Here is a 16,928-nt window from a genome sequence, read left to right as displayed (position 1 = left end):
CCCCTGCTATTATCTGCGGCCAAACATGAGCCAATAAAAATCAGGATATTGTGATGACCGACCACACTTTTATTCCCGGCAAGGACGCGGCACTGGAAGACTCCATCGACCGCTTCCAGACCAAGCTGCAAGCCCTGGGGTTTGATATCGAAGAGGCCTCCTGGCTCAATCCCGTGCCCAACGTCTGGTCCGTGCACATCCGGGACAAGGAGTGCGCCCTCTGTTTCACCAATGGCAAGGGTGCCAGCAAGAAGGCGGCGCTGGCCTCGGCCCTTGGCGAATATTTCGAGCGTCTCTCCACCAACTATTTCTTCGCCGACTTCTATCTTGGCGAGCAGGTCGCCAACGGCGACTTCGTGCACTACCCCAACGAGAAGTGGTTCCCCATCGAGGGTGATCAGTTCCCGGCCGGTCTGCTCGACAGCTTCACCCGCAAGTTCTACAACCCGGACGGCGAAGTGACCGCCGATATGCTGGTGGATCTGCAATCGAACAACGAGGAGCGCGGCATAGTCGCGCTGCCGTTCGAGCGCCAGTCCGATCACCAGACCGTCTACATCCCGATGAACATCATCGGCAACCTCTATGTATCCAACGGCATGAGCGCCGGCAACACCCGCACCGAGGCCCGCACCCAGGCACTGTCCGAGGTGTTCGAGCGCCACGTGAAGAACAAGATCATCGCCGAAGCCCTGAGCCTGCCGCTGATCCCGAATGAGGTGATTGCCCGTTATCCCGGCATCAAGGCCTCCATCGATGCGCTGGAAGGCGAAGGCTTCCCCATCTACAGCTTCGATGCCTCCCTGGGCGGCCGTTATCCGGTCATCTGCGTGGTGCTGCTCAACCCGGACAACGGCACCTGCTTTGCCTCCTTCGGTGCCCACCCGCGCTTCGAAGTGGCCTTCGAGCGCACCGTCACCGAGCTGCTGCAGGGCCGTGGTCTCAAAGACCTGGACGTGTTCGTGCCGCCCTCGTTCGACAACGAGCAGGTAGCGGATCACCACAACCTGGAGACCCACTTCATCGACTCCTCCGGCCTCATCAGCTGGGATCTGTTCAAGCAGGATGCGGACTTCGAGTTCGCCGACTGGGATTTTCGCGGCACCTCGCAGGAGGAGTTCGACCACCTGATCGGCATCTTCCACGAGCTGGAGCAGCCGGTCTACATCGCCGACTACGAGCATCTGGGTGTCTACGCCTGCCGCATCCTGGTGCCGGGCATGTCCGACATCTATCCGGCCGAAGACCTGCTGCTGGCCAACAACAACATGGGCGCCAACCTGCGGGAAGTTATCCTGGCGCTACCGTCGCTGGCGTGGGATGCCGAGCAATACATGGCGCTGTTCGACCAGCTGGACGAAGAGGGGCACGACGAGCGCACCCGGGTGCGTGAGCTGCTCGGTATCGCCGCAGCCAAGGGCACAGCCCTGCACACCCTGCGCGTCGGCGAGCTGAAAGCCATGCTGGCGCTGGCCGCCGGTGAGCTGGAGACGGCGCTCGATCTCATCGACTGGACCATGGAGTTCAACCAGTCGGTGTTCCCGGCGGATCGCGCCAACTACTACCGTGCCCTGCGCGCCTGCGTCGAGCTGTTCATCGACCTGGAGCGGGATCCGGAGCAGTACCGCGCCGTGTTTACCCGCATGTATGGCGAGCAGACCCTGGCCGATGCCTGGGCCAACGCCAGCGGCGAAGCACGTTTCCATGGGTTGACGGCGGCCGATCTGTCCCTCGTCCAGTTCCCGCAGCACCAGAAGCTGCTGGCAGCCTATGAAAAGCTGCAAAAGGCCAAGCGAGCCCATCATTGGGCCTGATGTGGTAGTATTTGGGGGGGCCTTGATGGCCCCTTCTGTTTTATGGCACCCCGGCTGGACATTTGTTATTCAAGGATGAAATAAAAAACAAAAAATACCCCTTAGGGGGTTGCCAACGCCGAGTCCATGATGCGGGGGGGATGCAAAGATGCCTTGCCAGTACCTTTTTTCAGACTTGACAAATAAATTCTTTAAAATCATTACATTAAAAAACCAGCATTTCTGTTTCAGCTGAAACCTGGTGTAAAGAGAGGCTTCCAGGGGACTCAAATTTTTGTAGTAAAATTACATTCACAATCTGCAATTCTTGATCGGAGTCAATTTTGACGATCTGGCCCTTTGTTATGATTTCCACAGGCAAAACAGCAGGTACATGAGAATTGAAAGCAGAATCTCCCTTTGATTGTCTCAAGCCAGAAGCCATCGCTGCACTGGCAGAAGATATAACCTATGCCAAGGCCACCAAGCCGGCATACAAGGTCATCCCCCTGGCCATCACAGCAGGCGCTTTCATCGCCATCGCTTTTGTCTTTTTCATCACAGTCACCACGGGTGCCGGCAATGTGGCCTGGGGCCTCAGCAAGCTGGTCGGCGGTCTCTGTTTCTCCCTCGGTCTCATTCTGTGCGTGCTGCTCGGTGCCGAGCTGTTCACCTCCACCACCCTGACGCTGGTGGCCAAGGCGGCCAATCGCATCACCTGGGGTCAACTGCTCAAGAACTGGGGTCTGGTCTACTTCGGCAACCTCATCGGCGGTCTCATCATAGTCGCGCTCATCATCATGTCGGCCGAGTACATGGCGGCGGATGGTCAGTGGGGCCTGAACGCCCTGAAAGTGGCCCAGCACAAGATCCATCACACCTTCTTCGAGGCCCTCGCCCTCGGTATCCTCTGCAACCTCATGGTGTGTCTCGCCGTGTGGATGGCGTTCGGCGCCCGCAGTGCGACCGACAAGGTGATGGTCATGCTGCTCCCCGTCGCCATGTTCGTGGCCTCCGGTTTCGAGCACAGCATCGCAAACATGTTTATGATCCCGGTCGGTATCGCTATCCATGCGGTAGCAGGCCCGGAATTTTGGCAGGCCATCGGCCAGGATCCGGCGACCTTCGCCGACTTGACCGTATCCAACTTCGTCCTACACAACCTCATTCCCGTCACCATTGGTAATATCATTGGTGGTGGCGTCATGGTTGGTCTGACTTACTGGTTTATCTTCCGTCGTCATCATTAAGGATGATTGCGGGATACTACATCAATACCGTGTGAGGTAATGAAAATGGCAGAACTTAACGAACAGTTCCAAAAAGCATGGGAAGGCTTCGCGGCCGGTGAATGGCAGTCCTCTGTCAACACCCGTGACTTCATCCAGAAGAACTACACCCCGTATGAAGGTGACGAGTCCTTCCTGGCTGGCGCGACCGAAGCTACCACCAAGCTGTGGGACAAGGTCATGGAAGGCATCAAAATCGAGAACCGCACTCATGCGCCGGTCGATTTTGATACCGACCTGCCCTCCACCATTACCGCTCACGATGCCGGCTATATCGATCAGGGCCTGGAGCAAATTGTAGGTCTGCAGACCGACAAACCGCTCAAGCGCGCCATCATCGCCAACGGCGGTATCAAGATGGTTGAGACTTCTTGCAAGGTGTACGGCCGCGAGCTGGACCCCATGGTCAAGAAGATCTTCAGCGAGTACCGCAAGACTCACAACCAGGGCGTGTTTGACGTTTACACCAAAGACATCCTGAACTGCCGCAAGTCTGGCGTCATCACCGGTCTGCCGGATGCCTACGGCCGTGGCCGCATCATAGGTGACTACCGTCGTGTCGCCCTGTACGGCATCGACTTCCTGATGGCTGACAAGCTGTCCCAGTTCAAATCTCTGCAAGCTGACCTGGAAAACGGCGTCAACCTGGAAGCCACCATCCGTCTGCGCGAAGAGATCTCCGAGCAGTACCGTGCCCTGGCCCAGATCAAAGAGATGGCCGCCAAATATGGCTGCGATATCTCTGTACCTGCCAAGAACGCTAAAGAAGCCGTGCAGTGGACCTACTTCGCCTACCTGGCGGCAGTCAAGTCCCAGAACGGTGCCGCCATGTCCTTCGGTCGTACCTCCAGCTTCCTGGACGTGTACATCGAGCGTGACCTGAAGAAAGGCGTGATCACCGAGCAAGAAGCCCAGGAGCTGATGGACCACATGGTCATGAAGCTGCGCATGGTTCGCTTCCTGCGTACTCCTGAATACGATTCACTGTTCTCCGGCGACCCCATGTGGGCTACCGAGACCCTGGCCGGTATGGGCGTTGATGGCCGTACCCTGGTCACCAAGAACAGCTTCCGTATGCTGAACACCCTGTACACCATGGGCCCGTCCCCTGAGCCGAACCTGACCATTCTGTGGTCCGAGAAGCTGCCGGTCGGTTTCAAGAAGTACTGCGCCAAGGTATCTATCGAGACCTCTTCCGTTCAGTACGAGAACGACGACCTGATGCGTCCGGACTTCAACAACGATGACTATGCCATCGCTTGCTGTGTGTCCCCGATGATCGTCGGCAAACAGATGCAGTTCTTCGGTGCCCGTGCCAACCTGGCCAAGACCATGCTGTATGCAATCAACGGCGGTATGGACGAGAAACTCAAGATCCAGGTCGGTCCCAAGACCGAGATGGTGACCTCCGAGTACCTCGACTACAACGACGTGATGGATCGTCTGGATCACTTCATGGACTGGCTGGCCAAGCAGTACGTGGCTGCCCTGAACATCATCCACTACATGCACGACAAGTACAGCTACGAAGCCTCCCTGATGGCGCTGCACGACCGTGACGTGTACCGCACCATGGCTTGCGGCATCGCCGGTCTGTCCGTTGCGGCTGACTCCCTGTCTGCCATCAAGTACGCCAAGGTCAAGCCGGTTCGTGACGAAGATGGCGTTGCCATCGACTTCGAAATCGACGGTGAGTACCCGCAGTTCGGTAACAACGACGCTCGCGTCGATGACATCGCCTGTGACCTGGTAGAACGCTTCATGAAGAAGATTCAGAAGCTGAACACCTACCGTGGCGCCGTGGCTACCCAGTCCGTACTGACCATCACCTCCAACGTGGTGTATGGCAAGAAAACTGGTAACACCCCGGATGGCCGTCGTTCCGGTGCACCGTTCGGCCCGGGTGCCAACCCGATGCACGGTCGTGACCAGAAGGGTGCCGTTGCTTCCCTGACTTCCGTCGCCAAGCTGCCGTTCGCTTACGCCAAAGATGGTATCTCCTATACCTTCTCCATCGTGCCGAACGCCCTGGGCAAAGACATGGAAGCGCAGAAATCCAACCTGGCGGGTCTGATGGACGGTTACTTCCATCACGAGACCAACCTGGAAGGTGGTCAGCACCTGAACGTGAACGTGATGAACCGTGAAATGCTGCTGGACGCCATGGAAAACCCGGAGAAATATCCGCAGTTGACCATCCGCGTATCCGGTTATGCCGTTCGCTTCAACTCTTTGACCAAAGAGCAACAGCAAGACGTCATCACCCGTACCTTCACCGCTTCTCTGTAATCGCTTATTGCTAAGCAAGAGTCGCAGTGACTAAAAACCGGCGCCCAGGCGCCGGTTTTTTTATGTCTGATTGCCAGCAGGCATCGACTCGAAAGAGTGATGACGGCCCTCCTTCCCCTTCATCCAAAAGGAACTGGGGTGGATTCGCCCCTCACCCTTTTGTTCCCCGTCTCTTCCCTCTTTTCAATGAAACGGAAAGCAGCAACGGGATCCCTCGACAGGCCCCATAGTCCCCGTACTACGCGCTTGGTGCACTCTCCCGCAGGAAGGGGACACAGAAGCCCGTCTATCGCTCGCAGCAGGCCGCCAGATAGCAACAGGGGCAGAAGAGTATGAACTCCCCTGCCCCTGCGGCATATCAACGGCACTGTGGACCGGATAACGGCTTGGCTAGTCTGATTTAACTCGCCCAGGTGATGATGTGATCGATCCACTCACCGGCATGGGCTTCGTGTATCACCTTGCCGCGCACCGACTGACCCGCCTGATGCATGGCGGAGCGACTGCCGGTGATCAGCGGATGCCATTCGGGCAGGGTCTGCCCCTCGGCCAGCAACCGGTAGGCACAGGTCGAGGGCAGCCAGTCATACTCGGCAATCTTGTCATGGGTGATCTGCAGGCAGTCCGGCTCCTTCTTGAATCGGTTGCCGTAATCGGAGCACTGGCAGGTCTTGGTGTTGAGCAGATCGCAGGCGACATTGGTGAACACCAGCTCATCGGTGTCCTCGTCAATGAGCTTGTTCAGGCAGCACTTGCCGCAGCCGTCGCACAGGGATTCCCACTCCGCATCCGTCATCTGCTGCAGGGGCTTTTCCTGCCAAAAAGGAGTTGGCTGCATTTTCTCGACTTGCTGCATGGAAGGGGCTCGCTAAATAGACCAGTAAAGCGCGTGGTTATACGCCTTATGGCCCGATTTTTCAAGGTTGATGGCAAAACCCTGCCCGTTCACTCTGAGTGCTATCAGCAAAAGACAAGGGGATAAATAGGAGCCAGACCATAAAATCTGAAATCGCCATGCTCTCAGATTGATTGGATTGAATGACTCTATTGAGTATTCACAGTAGACTCTCCGCGCCAGGGATCAACCTTGTCAGTTACCACATCAAAAAAGATGTGTAATCAAGGCTGGCACCTCACCCGAGAAAATGAAAAAGCATAAATACTACCTTCTCGAACGCCCGATTACGCCACGTTAATCGAACCTGTAGATCTGTACTCTTCTATCCGAAACAGTTACTGAAAATGACTTGAGAATTACCCCCGCAAACTTATTTCCTAAAGAGTCTATACGTACAGAAAACTCATATAAACTGTCTGTGCTTATCTGAAATAAAAACTATTTCCTCTCAATCATTTTATTAAGCTCATCTAACTTTGTCATGGTTGCATAGAACGTTTGATATCCATGATCTTCTATCTTACCCGGCGCTCCCCACGTCGGTACATCTTTAATTTTTTTATCTACAGTGTGAAACTGACCTTCATTACTCAGGCTGCTTACATAATTGAAAGCTGCCGCCAGTTGTATTTTCTGAGTTCCAGACAAAGTGCTTATGATGTCACTGAATTGAGTTGGTGTTAGCCCTAAGCGAGCTTGCACCGTAGCACTAATGCTTCGGGTACTTATATAAGCTATTCCTTGAGCCTGCATGACAAATGTTGCTAACTTGGTATCTTTGGGCAGATTTTTATAAATACTACTGATATCATTTCCCACTAAAAGCTGGGATATGCGTAAACCGGACACTATGGTAATTCCACTGTTCTGATAGCCACCCTGCCCATCAACTTTTCCATAGGGTTCAGCTTCTACATCGAATCCACCACCGGCTGTACTACTCCACTGGAATATAAACGTATTACCATCTGACAACTTTGATAATACTTCCGCCTGTAAAGATTGAAATTCTGACTGAGCAATAGAAGCACTCTCAATTCCCGCTGTACAATCTTCTTTTTCTGTATTTTGGCAAGTAGCCTTAACAAGCAACTTGGTAACTAAATCTTGTGACTTTTTTTCTAACTTAGTGAGGCTATTTTTAAGATTTTTTATTTTTTCACCAGGATTTCCAGTCACGGGGTAGTCATATTCGATGACTTTCGACTTATCGGTACTTAGACATATCATTGAATATGGCACTCGATAACTACTCGCAACGCAAGGCATTCCTACGGTATCAATAGGAAGTTGGCCATTAATTGCAAGAAAGCGACTTTGAAATGGAATGTCATTAAAATAAGATGAAATACCGCCATCATTTTGAGTCGAGCTAGTCAGTTTATCTACCGCACTTAGATTACTAGAGCAGCCAGTAATAAGTGCAGATGAAAAACAAAAGAAAAACATACATTTCGAAGTCATCACATTACCTCCCCAACAGTACTGACACAAAAATCAATTGCGAGCCATAAAAATATAGCCAGCCATTCAGCATGTGCAAACTTTATTATTATGACTGTATCGATTACATCATGTACTTCGATTCATCGCTTGAAGATCCGAGTATCTCCATCTCGTCCCTTTGGGCTAAGAGTTGTACTGAATGAAGTTACGCATAACATTAACTCCATAAAAAATGCCGCCCTAGGGCGGCATTTTTCTATCAGAGATAACGGGCTGAAAGGAATTACCAGCCGGTCACTTCACGCAGGGCTTTGCCGATATCGGCAAGGGAGCGCACGGTTTTCACGCCGGCATCTTCCAGGGCGGCAAATTTCTCTGCTGCCGTGCCCTTGCCACCGGCGATGATGGCGCCCGCATGACCCATGCGCTTGCCAGCCGGGGCGGTAACGCCCGCGATATAGGAGACCACCGGCTTGGTGACGTTGGCCTTGATGTAGGCCGCCGCTTCTTCCTCGGCGCTGCCGCCGATCTCGCCGATCATCACGATGGCTTCGGTCTTGGGATCGTTCTGGAACATCTCCAGGATGTCGATGAAGTTGGAGCCAGGGATGGGGTCGCCACCGATGCCGACGCAGGTGGACTGGCCGAAGCCCTCGTCCGTGGTCTGCTTGACCGCTTCGTAGGTCAGGGTGCCGGAACGGGAGACTATGCCCACCTTGCCCGGCTTGTGGATGTGGCCCGGCATGATGCCGATCTTGCACTCACCCGGGGTGATGACGCCCGGGCAGTTCGGACCAATCATGCGCACGCCGGTTTCCTGCAGCTTCACCTTGACCTGCAGCATGTCCAGGGTCGGGATGCCTTCGGTAATGGTAACGATGAGCTTGATGCCGGCATCGATGGCTTCCAGGATGGCGTCCTTGCAGAAGGGCGCAGGCACATAGATGACGGAGGCGGTGGCGCCGGTGGCCTCGACCGCGTCACGGACGGTATTGAACACCGGCAGGCCCAGGTGGGTGGTGCCACCCTTGCCCGGTGACACGCCGCCGACCATCTGAGTACCGTAGGCAATGGCCTGTTCGGAGTGGAAGGTACCCTGACCGCCGGTAAAGCCCTGGCAGATCACCTTGGTGTCTTTGTTGATCAGAACGCTCATTATTTGGCCTCCGCTGCTTTAACCACTTGCTGAGCTGCGTCAGTCAGACTCGTTGCGGCGATGATATTGAGGCCGCTGTCGGCCAGTTTACGAGCACCCAGTTCGGCATTGTTGCCTTCCAGACGCACTACCACGGGCACCTTGACCCCCACTTCCTTGACCGCACCGATAATGCCTTCCGCGATCATGTCGCAGCGCACTATGCCGCCGAAGATGTTGACCAGCACGGCCTGCACCTTGGTGTCGGAGAGGATGATCTTGAAGGCCTCGGTCACGCGCTCCTTGGTGGCGCCGCCGCCGACGTCCAGGAAGTTGGCCGGTGAGCCGCCGTGCAGGTTGACGATATCCATGGTGCCCATTGCCAGACCGGCGCCGTTGACCATGCAGCCGATGTTGCCATCGAGCGCCACATAGTTCAGCTCCCACTGGGCGGCGTGCGCTTCGCGGGGGTCATCCTGGGAGGGGTCATGCATCTCGCGCAGCTTGGGCTGACGATAGAGGGCGTTGGCGTCGATGTTGATCTTGCCGTCGAGGCAATGCAGGTTGCCCTGAGCGGTGATCACCAGCGGGTTGATTTCCAGCAGGGCGAAGTCGCAATCCAGGAACATCTGGCCCAGACCCATGAAGATCTTGGTGAACTGCTTGATCTGATCGCCGACCAGGCCCAGCTTGAAGGCCAGCTCGCGCGCCTGATAGGCCTGCGGGCCCACCAGCGGATCGATGGCGGCCTTGTGAATCAGTTCCGGGGTTTCGTGGGCGACTTTCTCAATCTCCACGCCACCTTCGGTAGAGGCCATGAAGACCACGCGACGGCTGCCACGATCGACCACGGCGCCCAGATAGAGCTCCTTGGCGATGTCGGTGCAGGATTCCACCAGGATCTTGGTAACCGGCTGACCGTTGGCGTCAGTCTGATAGGTCACCAGGTTCTTGCCGAGCCAGTTCTGGGCAAAGGCGCGGATCTCGTCCTTGCTCTTGGCCAGCTTGACGCCGCCCGCTTTACCGCGGCCACCGGCGTGGACCTGGCACTTGACGACCCAGGTATTGCCGCCAATCTTGTCGGCCGCTTCAGCCGCTTCCTGCGGGGTAGCACAGGCATAACCTTCGGAGACCGGCAGGCCATACTCGGCAAACAGCTTTTTTGCCTGATATTCATGCAGATTCATAGATGCTCTATCCGTGTTGTAGGTATTTCCGTCCGGGGCTCGTGTTTCTCAATCCCCTGTGAATGGGGGCCTGGGCGGCCCCTCGTTATCTTTCTAATTCGCTCAGAATGTCGCTGGTTGCCTAGACATCCAGCAACAGACGGGTCGGATCTTCCAGCAGCTCCTTGATGGAGACCAGGAAGCCCACCGACTCGCGACCATCGACGATGCGGTGATCGTAAGAGAGGGCCAGGTACATCATCGGCAGGATCTCGACCTTGCCATCGACCGCCATGGGTCTGTCCTGGATCTTGTGCATCCCCAGGATGGCGCTCTGCGGCGGGTTGATGATGGGGGTGGACATCAGGGAGCCGAACACGCCACCGTTGGTGATGGTGAAGTTGCCGCCGGTCAGTTCGTCCACGGTCAGCTTGCCGTCACGGCCCTTGCCTGCCAGATCCTTGATGGCCTTCTCGATGTCCGCCAGGCTCATGTTGTCGCAATCGCGCAGCACAGGTGTCACCAGCCCGCGCGGGGTGGAGACGGCGATGCTGACGTCGAAGTAGTTGTGGTAGACGATGTCGTCACCGTCCAGCGCCGCGTTCACTTCCGGGTAGCGCTTGAGGGATTCAACGACCGCCTTCACGTAGAAGGACATGAAGCCGAGCTTGATGCCGTGCTTCTTCTCGAAGATCTCGCCGTACTGCTTGCGCAGCTTCATGATGGGCGCCATGTTGATCTCGTTGAACGTGGTCAGCATGGCGGTGGTGTTTTTGGCTTCCAGCAGACGCTCGGCGATGCGCTTGCGCAGACGGGTCATGGGCACACGCTTCTCGGTGCGACCGACCAGCGGCGCTACCGCAGCTACAGGGACAGCCGCGACCGGCGCGGCGGCAGGCTTGTTGCCACCCTTGATGAAGGCTTCCACGTCTTCCTTGCTGATGCGACCGCCCTTGCCGGTACCGGTCAGCTTGGTCACGTCGATGGCGTGCTCGGCCACCAGGCGGCGCACCGAGGGGCTCAGGCCATCGGCGCCGTCATCGGCCACGGCTTCCACCGGCTTCTCCCTGGTCTCTTCACCGGCCACGGGAGCCGGCTTGAGCATGGCGATCAGCTGGCGGGACAACACGGTCGCCCCTTCCGCTTGCAGGATGTCACCGAGGACGCCGGCTTCCGGCGCGGGCACTTCCAGCACGACCTTGTCGGTCTCGATGTCGACCAGTACTTCGTCACGGGCAACCAGATCACCCGGTTTCTTGTGCCAGGTGGCGATGGTGGCGTCCGCCACTGATTCCGGCAGGTCCGGTACCTTGATCTCGATAGTCATGTAATCAGTTCCTTGTTACTTCTTGTTCAGGGCTTAGGCCAGAGTAAGGGCGTCTTCCACCAGGGCTTTTTGCTGTTTGGCGTGGACCGACATGTAACCGACGGCCGGCGAGGCCGAGGCCGGGCGACCGGCATAACGCAGACGGGCATGGCTTGGCAGCACGCTGTCATAGTGATGACGGGTGCTGTACCAGGCGCCCTGGTTCTGCGGCTCCTCCTGACACCAGACGAAGTCGGTGACATGGGCATAGTCGGCCAGAATGGCGCGCACTTCCTCCTCCGGGAAGGGGTAGAGCTGCTCGATCCGCACCAGGGCCACATCGTGCTGCTCGGCCTTGCGACGGGCATCGAGCAGGTCGTAGTAGACCTTGCCGGAGCAGAACACCACCCGCTTGACCCCGTTGGGATCCAGGGCGTCGATTTCGCCAATGGCGTTCTGGAAGGTGCCGGTCGCCAGCTCTTCGAGCTTGCTCACCGCCAGCGGGTGGCGCAGCAGGGATTTGGGCGTCATGACAATGAGCGGACGGCGCATCGGGCGCACCACCTGACGGCGCAGCATGTGGAACACTTGCGCCGGGGTGGACGGCACGCACACCTGCATGTTGTGCTGGGCACACATCTGCAGATAGCGCTCGAGACGGGCGGAGGAGTGCTCCGGGCCCTGCCCCTCATAACCGTGGGGCAGCAGCATGGTCAGACCGCACATCCGGCCCCACTTCTGCTCACCGGAGGAGAGGAACTGATCCACCACCACCTGGGCGCAGTTGGCGAAGTCGCCGAACTGGGCTTCCCAGATGGTGAGACCGGCCGGCTCCGCACTGGCGTAACCGTATTCGAACGCCAGTACCGCGTTTTCGGTCAGCACTGAGTCGTAAATTTCAAAGGGACCTTGCTCGTCGTGCAAGTTGCACAGCGGAGTGTAGGTACTGGCATCGCTCTGGTTGTGCAGCACGGCGTGGCGGTGGAAGAAGGTGCCACGGCCGGAGTCTTCCCCGGTGAAGCGGATGCGGGAGCCCTTGTCCACCAGGGTGGCGTAGGCCAGGGTCTCGGCAAAGCCCCAGTCCAGCAGCTTGTCACCGGCGGCCATCAGGCGTCTGTCTTCGTAGATCTTCTCGACCTGGCGCTGCAGCACGTGGGTGGCCGGATACTGGCTGATGCGCTCGCCCAGGGACTTCAGGTGATCCATGGGCACAGTGCTGTCATAGCTCATGGCCCAGTCGTGACCGAGATAAGGGGTCCAGTCGACGGAGTGCAGCTCCATCGGACGCCACTCCTTGCTCACCCGCTCGCCCCGATCCAGGGTATCGCGATAGTCATTGACCAGGGTAGTGGCCAGCTCCTGACTGATGCTGCCTTCCGCCACCAGCTGGTCGGCGTAGATCTTGCGCGGGGTCGGGTGCTGTTTGATCTTCTGGTACATCAAGGGCTGGGTCGCACTGGGCTCGTCCGCCTCGTTGTGACCGTGACGACGGTAGCAGACCAGCTCGATCACCACGTCGCGCTTGAAGGTGTTGCGATAATCCAGCGCAATCTGGGTCACCAGCACCACGGCTTCCGGGTCATCCCCGTTGACGTGCAGCACGGGGGCCTGCACCGCCTTGGCGATGTCGGTACAGTATTCGGTGGAGCGCAGGTCACGTTGATAAGAGGTGGTGAAGCCTACCTGGTTGTTGATGACGATGCGCACAGTGCCACCGACGCCGTAGGCACGGGTCAGGGACATGTTGAAGGTTTCTGCTACGACGCCCTGCCCCGCGATGGCGGAGTCACCGTGGATGGTGATGGGCAGGACGCTGGAGCCATCCTTGTCACCGCGTCTGTCCATGCGGGCACGGACCGAGCCGATGACCACAGGGTTGACGATCTCGAGGTGAGACGGGTTGAAGGCCAGCGCCAGGTGGACGTTGCCGCCCGGGGTGGCGAAGTCGGAGGAGAAGCCCATGTGGTACTTCACATCCCCTGTGCCCCAGGATTCACCGTGCTTGCCGGCGAACTCGTCGAACAGCTCCTGGGCACGCTTGCCGAGCACGTTGATCAGCACGTTCAGGCGACCACGGTGGGCCATGCCGATGACGGCCTCTTTGCAGCCCTGCTCACCGGCACGGCGAATAAGCTCCTTGAGCATGGGCACCATGGCATCGCCCCCTTCCAGGGAGAAACGCTTGGCCCCCGGGAACTTGGCGCCCAGGTATTTTTCCAGCCCTTCGGCCGCGGTCAGGCTCTCGAGGAAGCGGGTCTTCTCCTCTGTGCTGTAGTTGCCCGTGGCTTCGATGGATTCAAGACGGTCTTGCAGCCAGCGCTTCTCCTCGGTGGAGGTGATGTGCATGTAGTCTGCACCTATGCTGCCGCAATAGGTTTTCTTCAGCGAGGCATAGAGATCGGAGAGCACCATGGTCTCGCGACCTATGGCGTAGGAGCCCACGTTGAAGGTGGCCTCCATGTCGGCGCCCTGCAGATTGTGGAAGGCAGGATCCAGTTCGGCAACGGTTTCACGGGTCCAGAGTCCAAGGGGATCCAGATTGGCATTCTGGTGACCACGGAAGCGGAAGGCGTTGATCAGTTGCAGCACGCGCACCTGTTTCGCATCCACTTGCGGATCGGACACGGGGGCACTGTAACGGGAGGGATCCTTGGCCAGACGACGGAAATAATCGCGGACTTGGGAGTGAGGTTGTTCAACCGCATGGCCATTGACCTGGGGCAGCGAGCTAAACAGGCTGCGCCACTCGTCGGCTACGGATTCGGGGTCTTCCAGGAAGGATTCGTACAAATCCTCAATATAGCTTGCATTCGCACCAGCCAGGTGAGATGACTCCAACCAGGCCTTCATCACGCCGTTATGCATTTCTATCCCTTGTACATCTTGTTCACTGCAGCGCAGCTTGTAGGGTTTAAATAGCCATCCAGCCATGGGGTCGGATGGCTATCCAGAGGTCGGGCCTGGCGCGTGACGCCCTGGCCCTGATACTAAACAGCCCGATTGAGCAGCATCGACTTGATCTGACCGATGGCCTTGGTCGGGTTCAAGCCCTTGGGACAGACGTTCACGCAGTTCATGATGCCGTGGCAACGGAACACGCTGAAGGCGTCATCCAGGTTACCCAGTCGTTCGCTGGCGGCGGTGTCGCGGCTGTCGGCCAACCAGCGATAGGCGGCGAGCAGCCCGGCCGGGCCGATGAACTTGTCCGGGTTCCACCAGAAGGAGGGGCAAGAGGTGGAGCAGCAGGCACAGAGAATACACTCGTACAGGCCATCCAGCTTGGCGCGCTCTTCGGGGGATTGCAGGTGCTCACGCACGGGCGGCAATTTCTCATCGTTGATGAGGAAGGGTTTGACCTTCTCCCACTGGGTGTAGAACTGGGTCATGTCGATCACCAGATCGCGGATCACCGGCAGGCCGGGCAAGGGGCGGATAACGACGTTATTGCCCTTCTTCAGCAGATCGGAGAGCGGGGTGATGCAGGCAAGACCGTTCTTGCCATTCATGTTGAGACCGTCTGATCCACAGACCCCTTCGCGGCAGGAGCGGCGGAAGGCGAGCGTGGGATCCAGCTCTTTCAGCTGGATCAGTGCATCGAGCACCATCATGTCGGAACCTTCAGGAATATCAAGACGATATTCCTTCATATAGGGGACGTTATCAACATCCGGATTGTATCTGTAGACAGAGAATGTGACGTTCATGTTGTTTGGCTCCGCAATCGTTAAGTCCGCACCTTGGGGAAGAGAGATGGGAATGCCTCCCACCTCTTCACAGACCGGCACATGCTGCGATAAGCCGACTGTCTGCTCTTCATGGTGCTTGTCTCCGCCATCGGTCAGTAAGTCCGGACCTTGGGTGGGAATGCCTCACGGGTTTTCGGAGACATGTTGACAGCGCGACGGGTCATGGACTCTGTGTCCGGATGATAGAGGCTATGGCACAGCCAGCCCTCATCGTCGCGATCCGGGAAATCGAAGCGGCTGTGGGCACCCCGACTCTCGGTACGGAAGTTGGCCGCCACCGCGGTGGCAAACGCCGTCTCCATCAGGTTGTCCAGCTCCAGGCACTCGATGCGCTGGGTGTTGAACTCCTTGGAGGTGTCGTCCAGACGGGCATTCTTCAGCCGCTCGCGGATGCGTTTCAGCTCGGCCAGCCCTTCGGCCATGGCGTCACCTTCACGGAACACGGAGAAGTTGTTCTGCATGCAGGTCTGCAGATCCTTGCGGATCTGGACCGGGTCTTCCCCGTCACGGTTGTTTTCCCAGCGATTGAAACGGGCCAGCGCGGCGGCCAGATCAGACTCGGAAGCCTCGCGACCATGTTCCATCTCGCCCAGGGTGTTGACCAGATGCATGCCCGCAGCGCGGCCAAACACGATCAGATCCAGCAGTGAGTTGCCGCCCAGACGGTTGGCGCCGTGCACCGAGACACAGGCTATCTCGCCCACCGCGAACAGACCGACCACGGGGACGTCATTGCCGTCCTTGTCCTGGGTCAGGCACTGGCCATTCACGTTGGTCGGCACGCCGCCCATCATGTAGTGGCAGGTAGGTATGATGGGAATGGGTTCCTTGACCGGATCCACGTGGGCGAAGGTGCGAGAGAGCTCGCAGATGCCAGGCAGACGGGATTCCAGTACCTCTTTGCCGAGGTGATCCAGCTTGAGCTTGATGTGCGGGCCCCAGGGACCGTCACAGCCACGGCCTTCGCGGATCTCGATCATGATGGAACGGGCCACCACGTCGCGACCGGCCAGATCCTTGGCGTTCGGCGCGTAACGCTCCATGAAGCGTTCGCCGTCTTTGTTGAGCAGATAACCGCCTTCACCACGACAGCCTTCAGTCACCAGCACCCCTGCCCCGGCGATGCCGGTCGGGTGGAACTGCCAGAACTCCATGTCCTGCACGCCGACGCCGGCGCGCAGCGCCATGCCGACGCCGTCACCCGTGTTGATGTGGGCGTTGGTGGTGGACTGATAGATGCGACCAGCGCCGCCGGTGGCCAGCACGGTTGCCTTGGCCTTGAAGTAGACGACTTCACCGCTCTCCATGTCGATGGCGGTACAGCCAACGATGTGGCCGTCCTGGTTTTTCACCAGATCCAGCGCATACCACTCGGAGAAGACTGTGGTCTTGTTCTTGACGTTCTGCTGATAGAGGGTGTGCAGCAAAGCGTGACCGGTACGGTCCGCTGCGGCTGCGGTACGAGCCGCCTGCTCGCCACCAAAATTCTTGGACTGGCCGCCAAACGGACGCTGGTAAACGGAGCCGTTGTCGAAGCGGGAGAAGGGCAAGCCCATGTTCTCCAGCTCATAGACGGCCTCGGGGCCCGTTTTGCACATGTATTCGATCGCTTCCTGGTCACCGATATAATCGGAGCCCTTGACGGTGTCATACATGTGCCATTGCCAGTTGTCGTCGTGGGCATTGCCCAGCGCAACCGTGATCCCGCCCTGGGCAGAAACCGTGTGAGAACGGGTCGGGAAGACCTTGGATAACAGAGCGCAGCTCTTGCCGGACTGGGCAATCTGCAGCGCGGCGCGCATGCCGGCACCACCGGCACCGATCACGACCGCATCAAATTCACGAGTTGGAATAGTCACC

At 57.7% G+C, this 16,928-nt stretch carries 11 protein-coding genes; 3 read left to right on the top strand and 8 right to left on the bottom strand.

Going from position 1 to position 16,928, the window contains the following annotated elements; all coding sequences use genetic code 11:
* The first annotated feature begins 53 nt into the window (after positions 1 to 53).
* The 3 genes from ycaO to pflB all read left to right on the top strand — a co-directional run bounded on the left by ycaO (position 54) and on the right by pflB (position 5,371).
* Positions 54 to 1,814, top strand: coding sequence for a 30S ribosomal protein S12 methylthiotransferase accessory factor YcaO (gene ycaO, locus ACM3N8_RS17305; RefSeq protein WP_416016431.1), 1,761 nt, complete (start codon positions 54 to 56; stop codon positions 1,812 to 1,814).
* 380 nt (positions 1,815 to 2,194) lie between these two features.
* Entirely contained in the window at positions 2,195 to 3,043 is an 849-nt protein-coding gene (gene focA, locus ACM3N8_RS17300) for a formate transporter FocA (RefSeq protein ID WP_043136208.1), read from the top strand.
* A gap of 45 nt (positions 3,044 to 3,088) precedes the next feature.
* The gene (gene pflB / locus ACM3N8_RS17295) at positions 3,089 to 5,371 is read left to right on the top strand and encodes a formate C-acetyltransferase (RefSeq protein ID WP_043136205.1); all 2,283 of its coding nucleotides are present in this window, start codon (positions 3,089 to 3,091) and stop codon (positions 5,369 to 5,371) included.
* Between the two features lie 400 nt (positions 5,372 to 5,771).
* Here the strand turns inward: pflB and ACM3N8_RS17290 are convergent, their stop codons facing one another.
* The 8 genes from ACM3N8_RS17290 to sdhA all read right to left on the bottom strand — a co-directional run bounded on the left by ACM3N8_RS17290 (position 5,772) and on the right by sdhA (position 16,927).
* Complete coding sequence (locus ACM3N8_RS17290; RefSeq protein ID WP_043556903.1) at positions 5,772 to 6,209, bottom strand: YcgN family cysteine cluster protein; 438 nt, start codon at positions 6,207 to 6,209, stop codon at positions 5,772 to 5,774.
* 498 nt (positions 6,210 to 6,707) lie between these two features.
* On the bottom strand, positions 6,708 to 7,733 hold the full coding sequence (locus ACM3N8_RS17285; protein WP_416016430.1) for a hypothetical protein: 1,026 nt from the start codon (positions 7,731 to 7,733) through the stop codon (positions 6,708 to 6,710).
* Positions 7,734 to 7,998: 265 nt separating this feature from the next.
* Positions 7,999 to 8,871 carry a succinate--CoA ligase subunit alpha gene (sucD, locus tag ACM3N8_RS17280; protein ID WP_139435410.1) on the bottom strand — a complete coding sequence of 291 codons (873 nt, stop codon included), beginning with the start codon at positions 8,869 to 8,871 and terminating at the stop codon, positions 7,999 to 8,001.
* On the bottom strand, positions 8,871 to 10,037 hold the full coding sequence (sucC, locus tag ACM3N8_RS17275) for an ADP-forming succinate--CoA ligase subunit beta (RefSeq protein WP_042872307.1): 1,167 nt from the start codon (positions 10,035 to 10,037) through the stop codon (positions 8,871 to 8,873). Before sucC ends, sucD begins: the two co-directional genes overlap by 1 nt.
* A 121-nt stretch (positions 10,038 to 10,158) precedes the next feature.
* A complete protein-coding gene (gene odhB, locus ACM3N8_RS17270) occupies positions 10,159 to 11,343 on the bottom strand; it encodes a 2-oxoglutarate dehydrogenase complex dihydrolipoyllysine-residue succinyltransferase (protein WP_416016429.1) in 1,185 nt (394 codons plus the stop codon).
* Between the two features lie 33 nt (positions 11,344 to 11,376).
* Positions 11,377 to 14,187, bottom strand: a complete 2,811-nt coding sequence (gene sucA, locus ACM3N8_RS17265; protein ID WP_416016428.1) for a 2-oxoglutarate dehydrogenase E1 component — start codon at positions 14,185 to 14,187, stop codon at positions 11,377 to 11,379.
* Positions 14,188 to 14,309: 122 nt separating this feature from the next.
* On the bottom strand, positions 14,310 to 15,026 hold the full coding sequence (locus tag ACM3N8_RS17260) for a succinate dehydrogenase iron-sulfur subunit (RefSeq protein WP_043136189.1): 717 nt from the start codon (positions 15,024 to 15,026) through the stop codon (positions 14,310 to 14,312).
* 134 nt (positions 15,027 to 15,160) lie between these two features.
* On the bottom strand, positions 15,161 to 16,927 hold the full coding sequence (sdhA, locus tag ACM3N8_RS17255; RefSeq protein ID WP_043136186.1) for a succinate dehydrogenase flavoprotein subunit: 1,767 nt from the start codon (positions 16,925 to 16,927) through the stop codon (positions 15,161 to 15,163).
* Between the last annotated feature and the right edge of the window lies 1 nt (position 16,928).

The sequence above is a fragment of the Aeromonas sp. A04 genome (assembly GCF_047780465.1).
In the GTDB taxonomy this organism is placed as follows: domain Bacteria; phylum Pseudomonadota; class Gammaproteobacteria; order Enterobacterales; family Aeromonadaceae; genus Aeromonas; species Aeromonas bestiarum.
Note: the sequence above shows the minus strand (reverse complement) of the source record. Positions and strands in the feature narration are given on the sequence as shown.

What these genes read in the sequence shown, in the direction of transcription:
- ycaO (WP_416016431.1), top strand. Translation starts at nt 54, where the DNA reads ATGACCGACCACACTTTTATTCCCGGCAAGGACGCGGCACTGGAAGAC.
- pflB (WP_043136205.1), top strand. Translation starts at nt 3,089, where the DNA reads ATGGCAGAACTTAACGAACAGTTCCAAAAAGCATGGGAAGGCTTCGCG.
- ACM3N8_RS17290 (WP_043556903.1), bottom strand. Translation starts at nt 6,209, where the DNA reads ATGCAGCCAACTCCTTTTTGGCAGGAAAAGCCCCTGCAGCAGATGACG.
- ACM3N8_RS17285 (WP_416016430.1), bottom strand. Translation starts at nt 7,733, where the DNA reads ATGACTTCGAAATGTATGTTTTTCTTTTGTTTTTCATCTGCACTTATT.
- sucD (WP_139435410.1), bottom strand. Translation starts at nt 8,871, where the DNA reads ATGAGCGTTCTGATCAACAAAGACACCAAGGTGATCTGCCAGGGCTTT.
- sucC (WP_042872307.1), bottom strand. Translation starts at nt 10,037, where the DNA reads ATGAATCTGCATGAATATCAGGCAAAAAAGCTGTTTGCCGAGTATGGC.
- odhB (WP_416016429.1), bottom strand. Translation starts at nt 11,343, where the DNA reads ATGACTATCGAGATCAAGGTACCGGACCTGCCGGAATCAGTGGCGGAC.
- sucA (WP_416016428.1), bottom strand. Translation starts at nt 14,187, where the DNA reads ATGCATAACGGCGTGATGAAGGCCTGGTTGGAGTCATCTCACCTGGCT.
- ACM3N8_RS17260 (WP_043136189.1), bottom strand. Translation starts at nt 15,026, where the DNA reads ATGAACGTCACATTCTCTGTCTACAGATACAATCCGGATGTTGATAAC.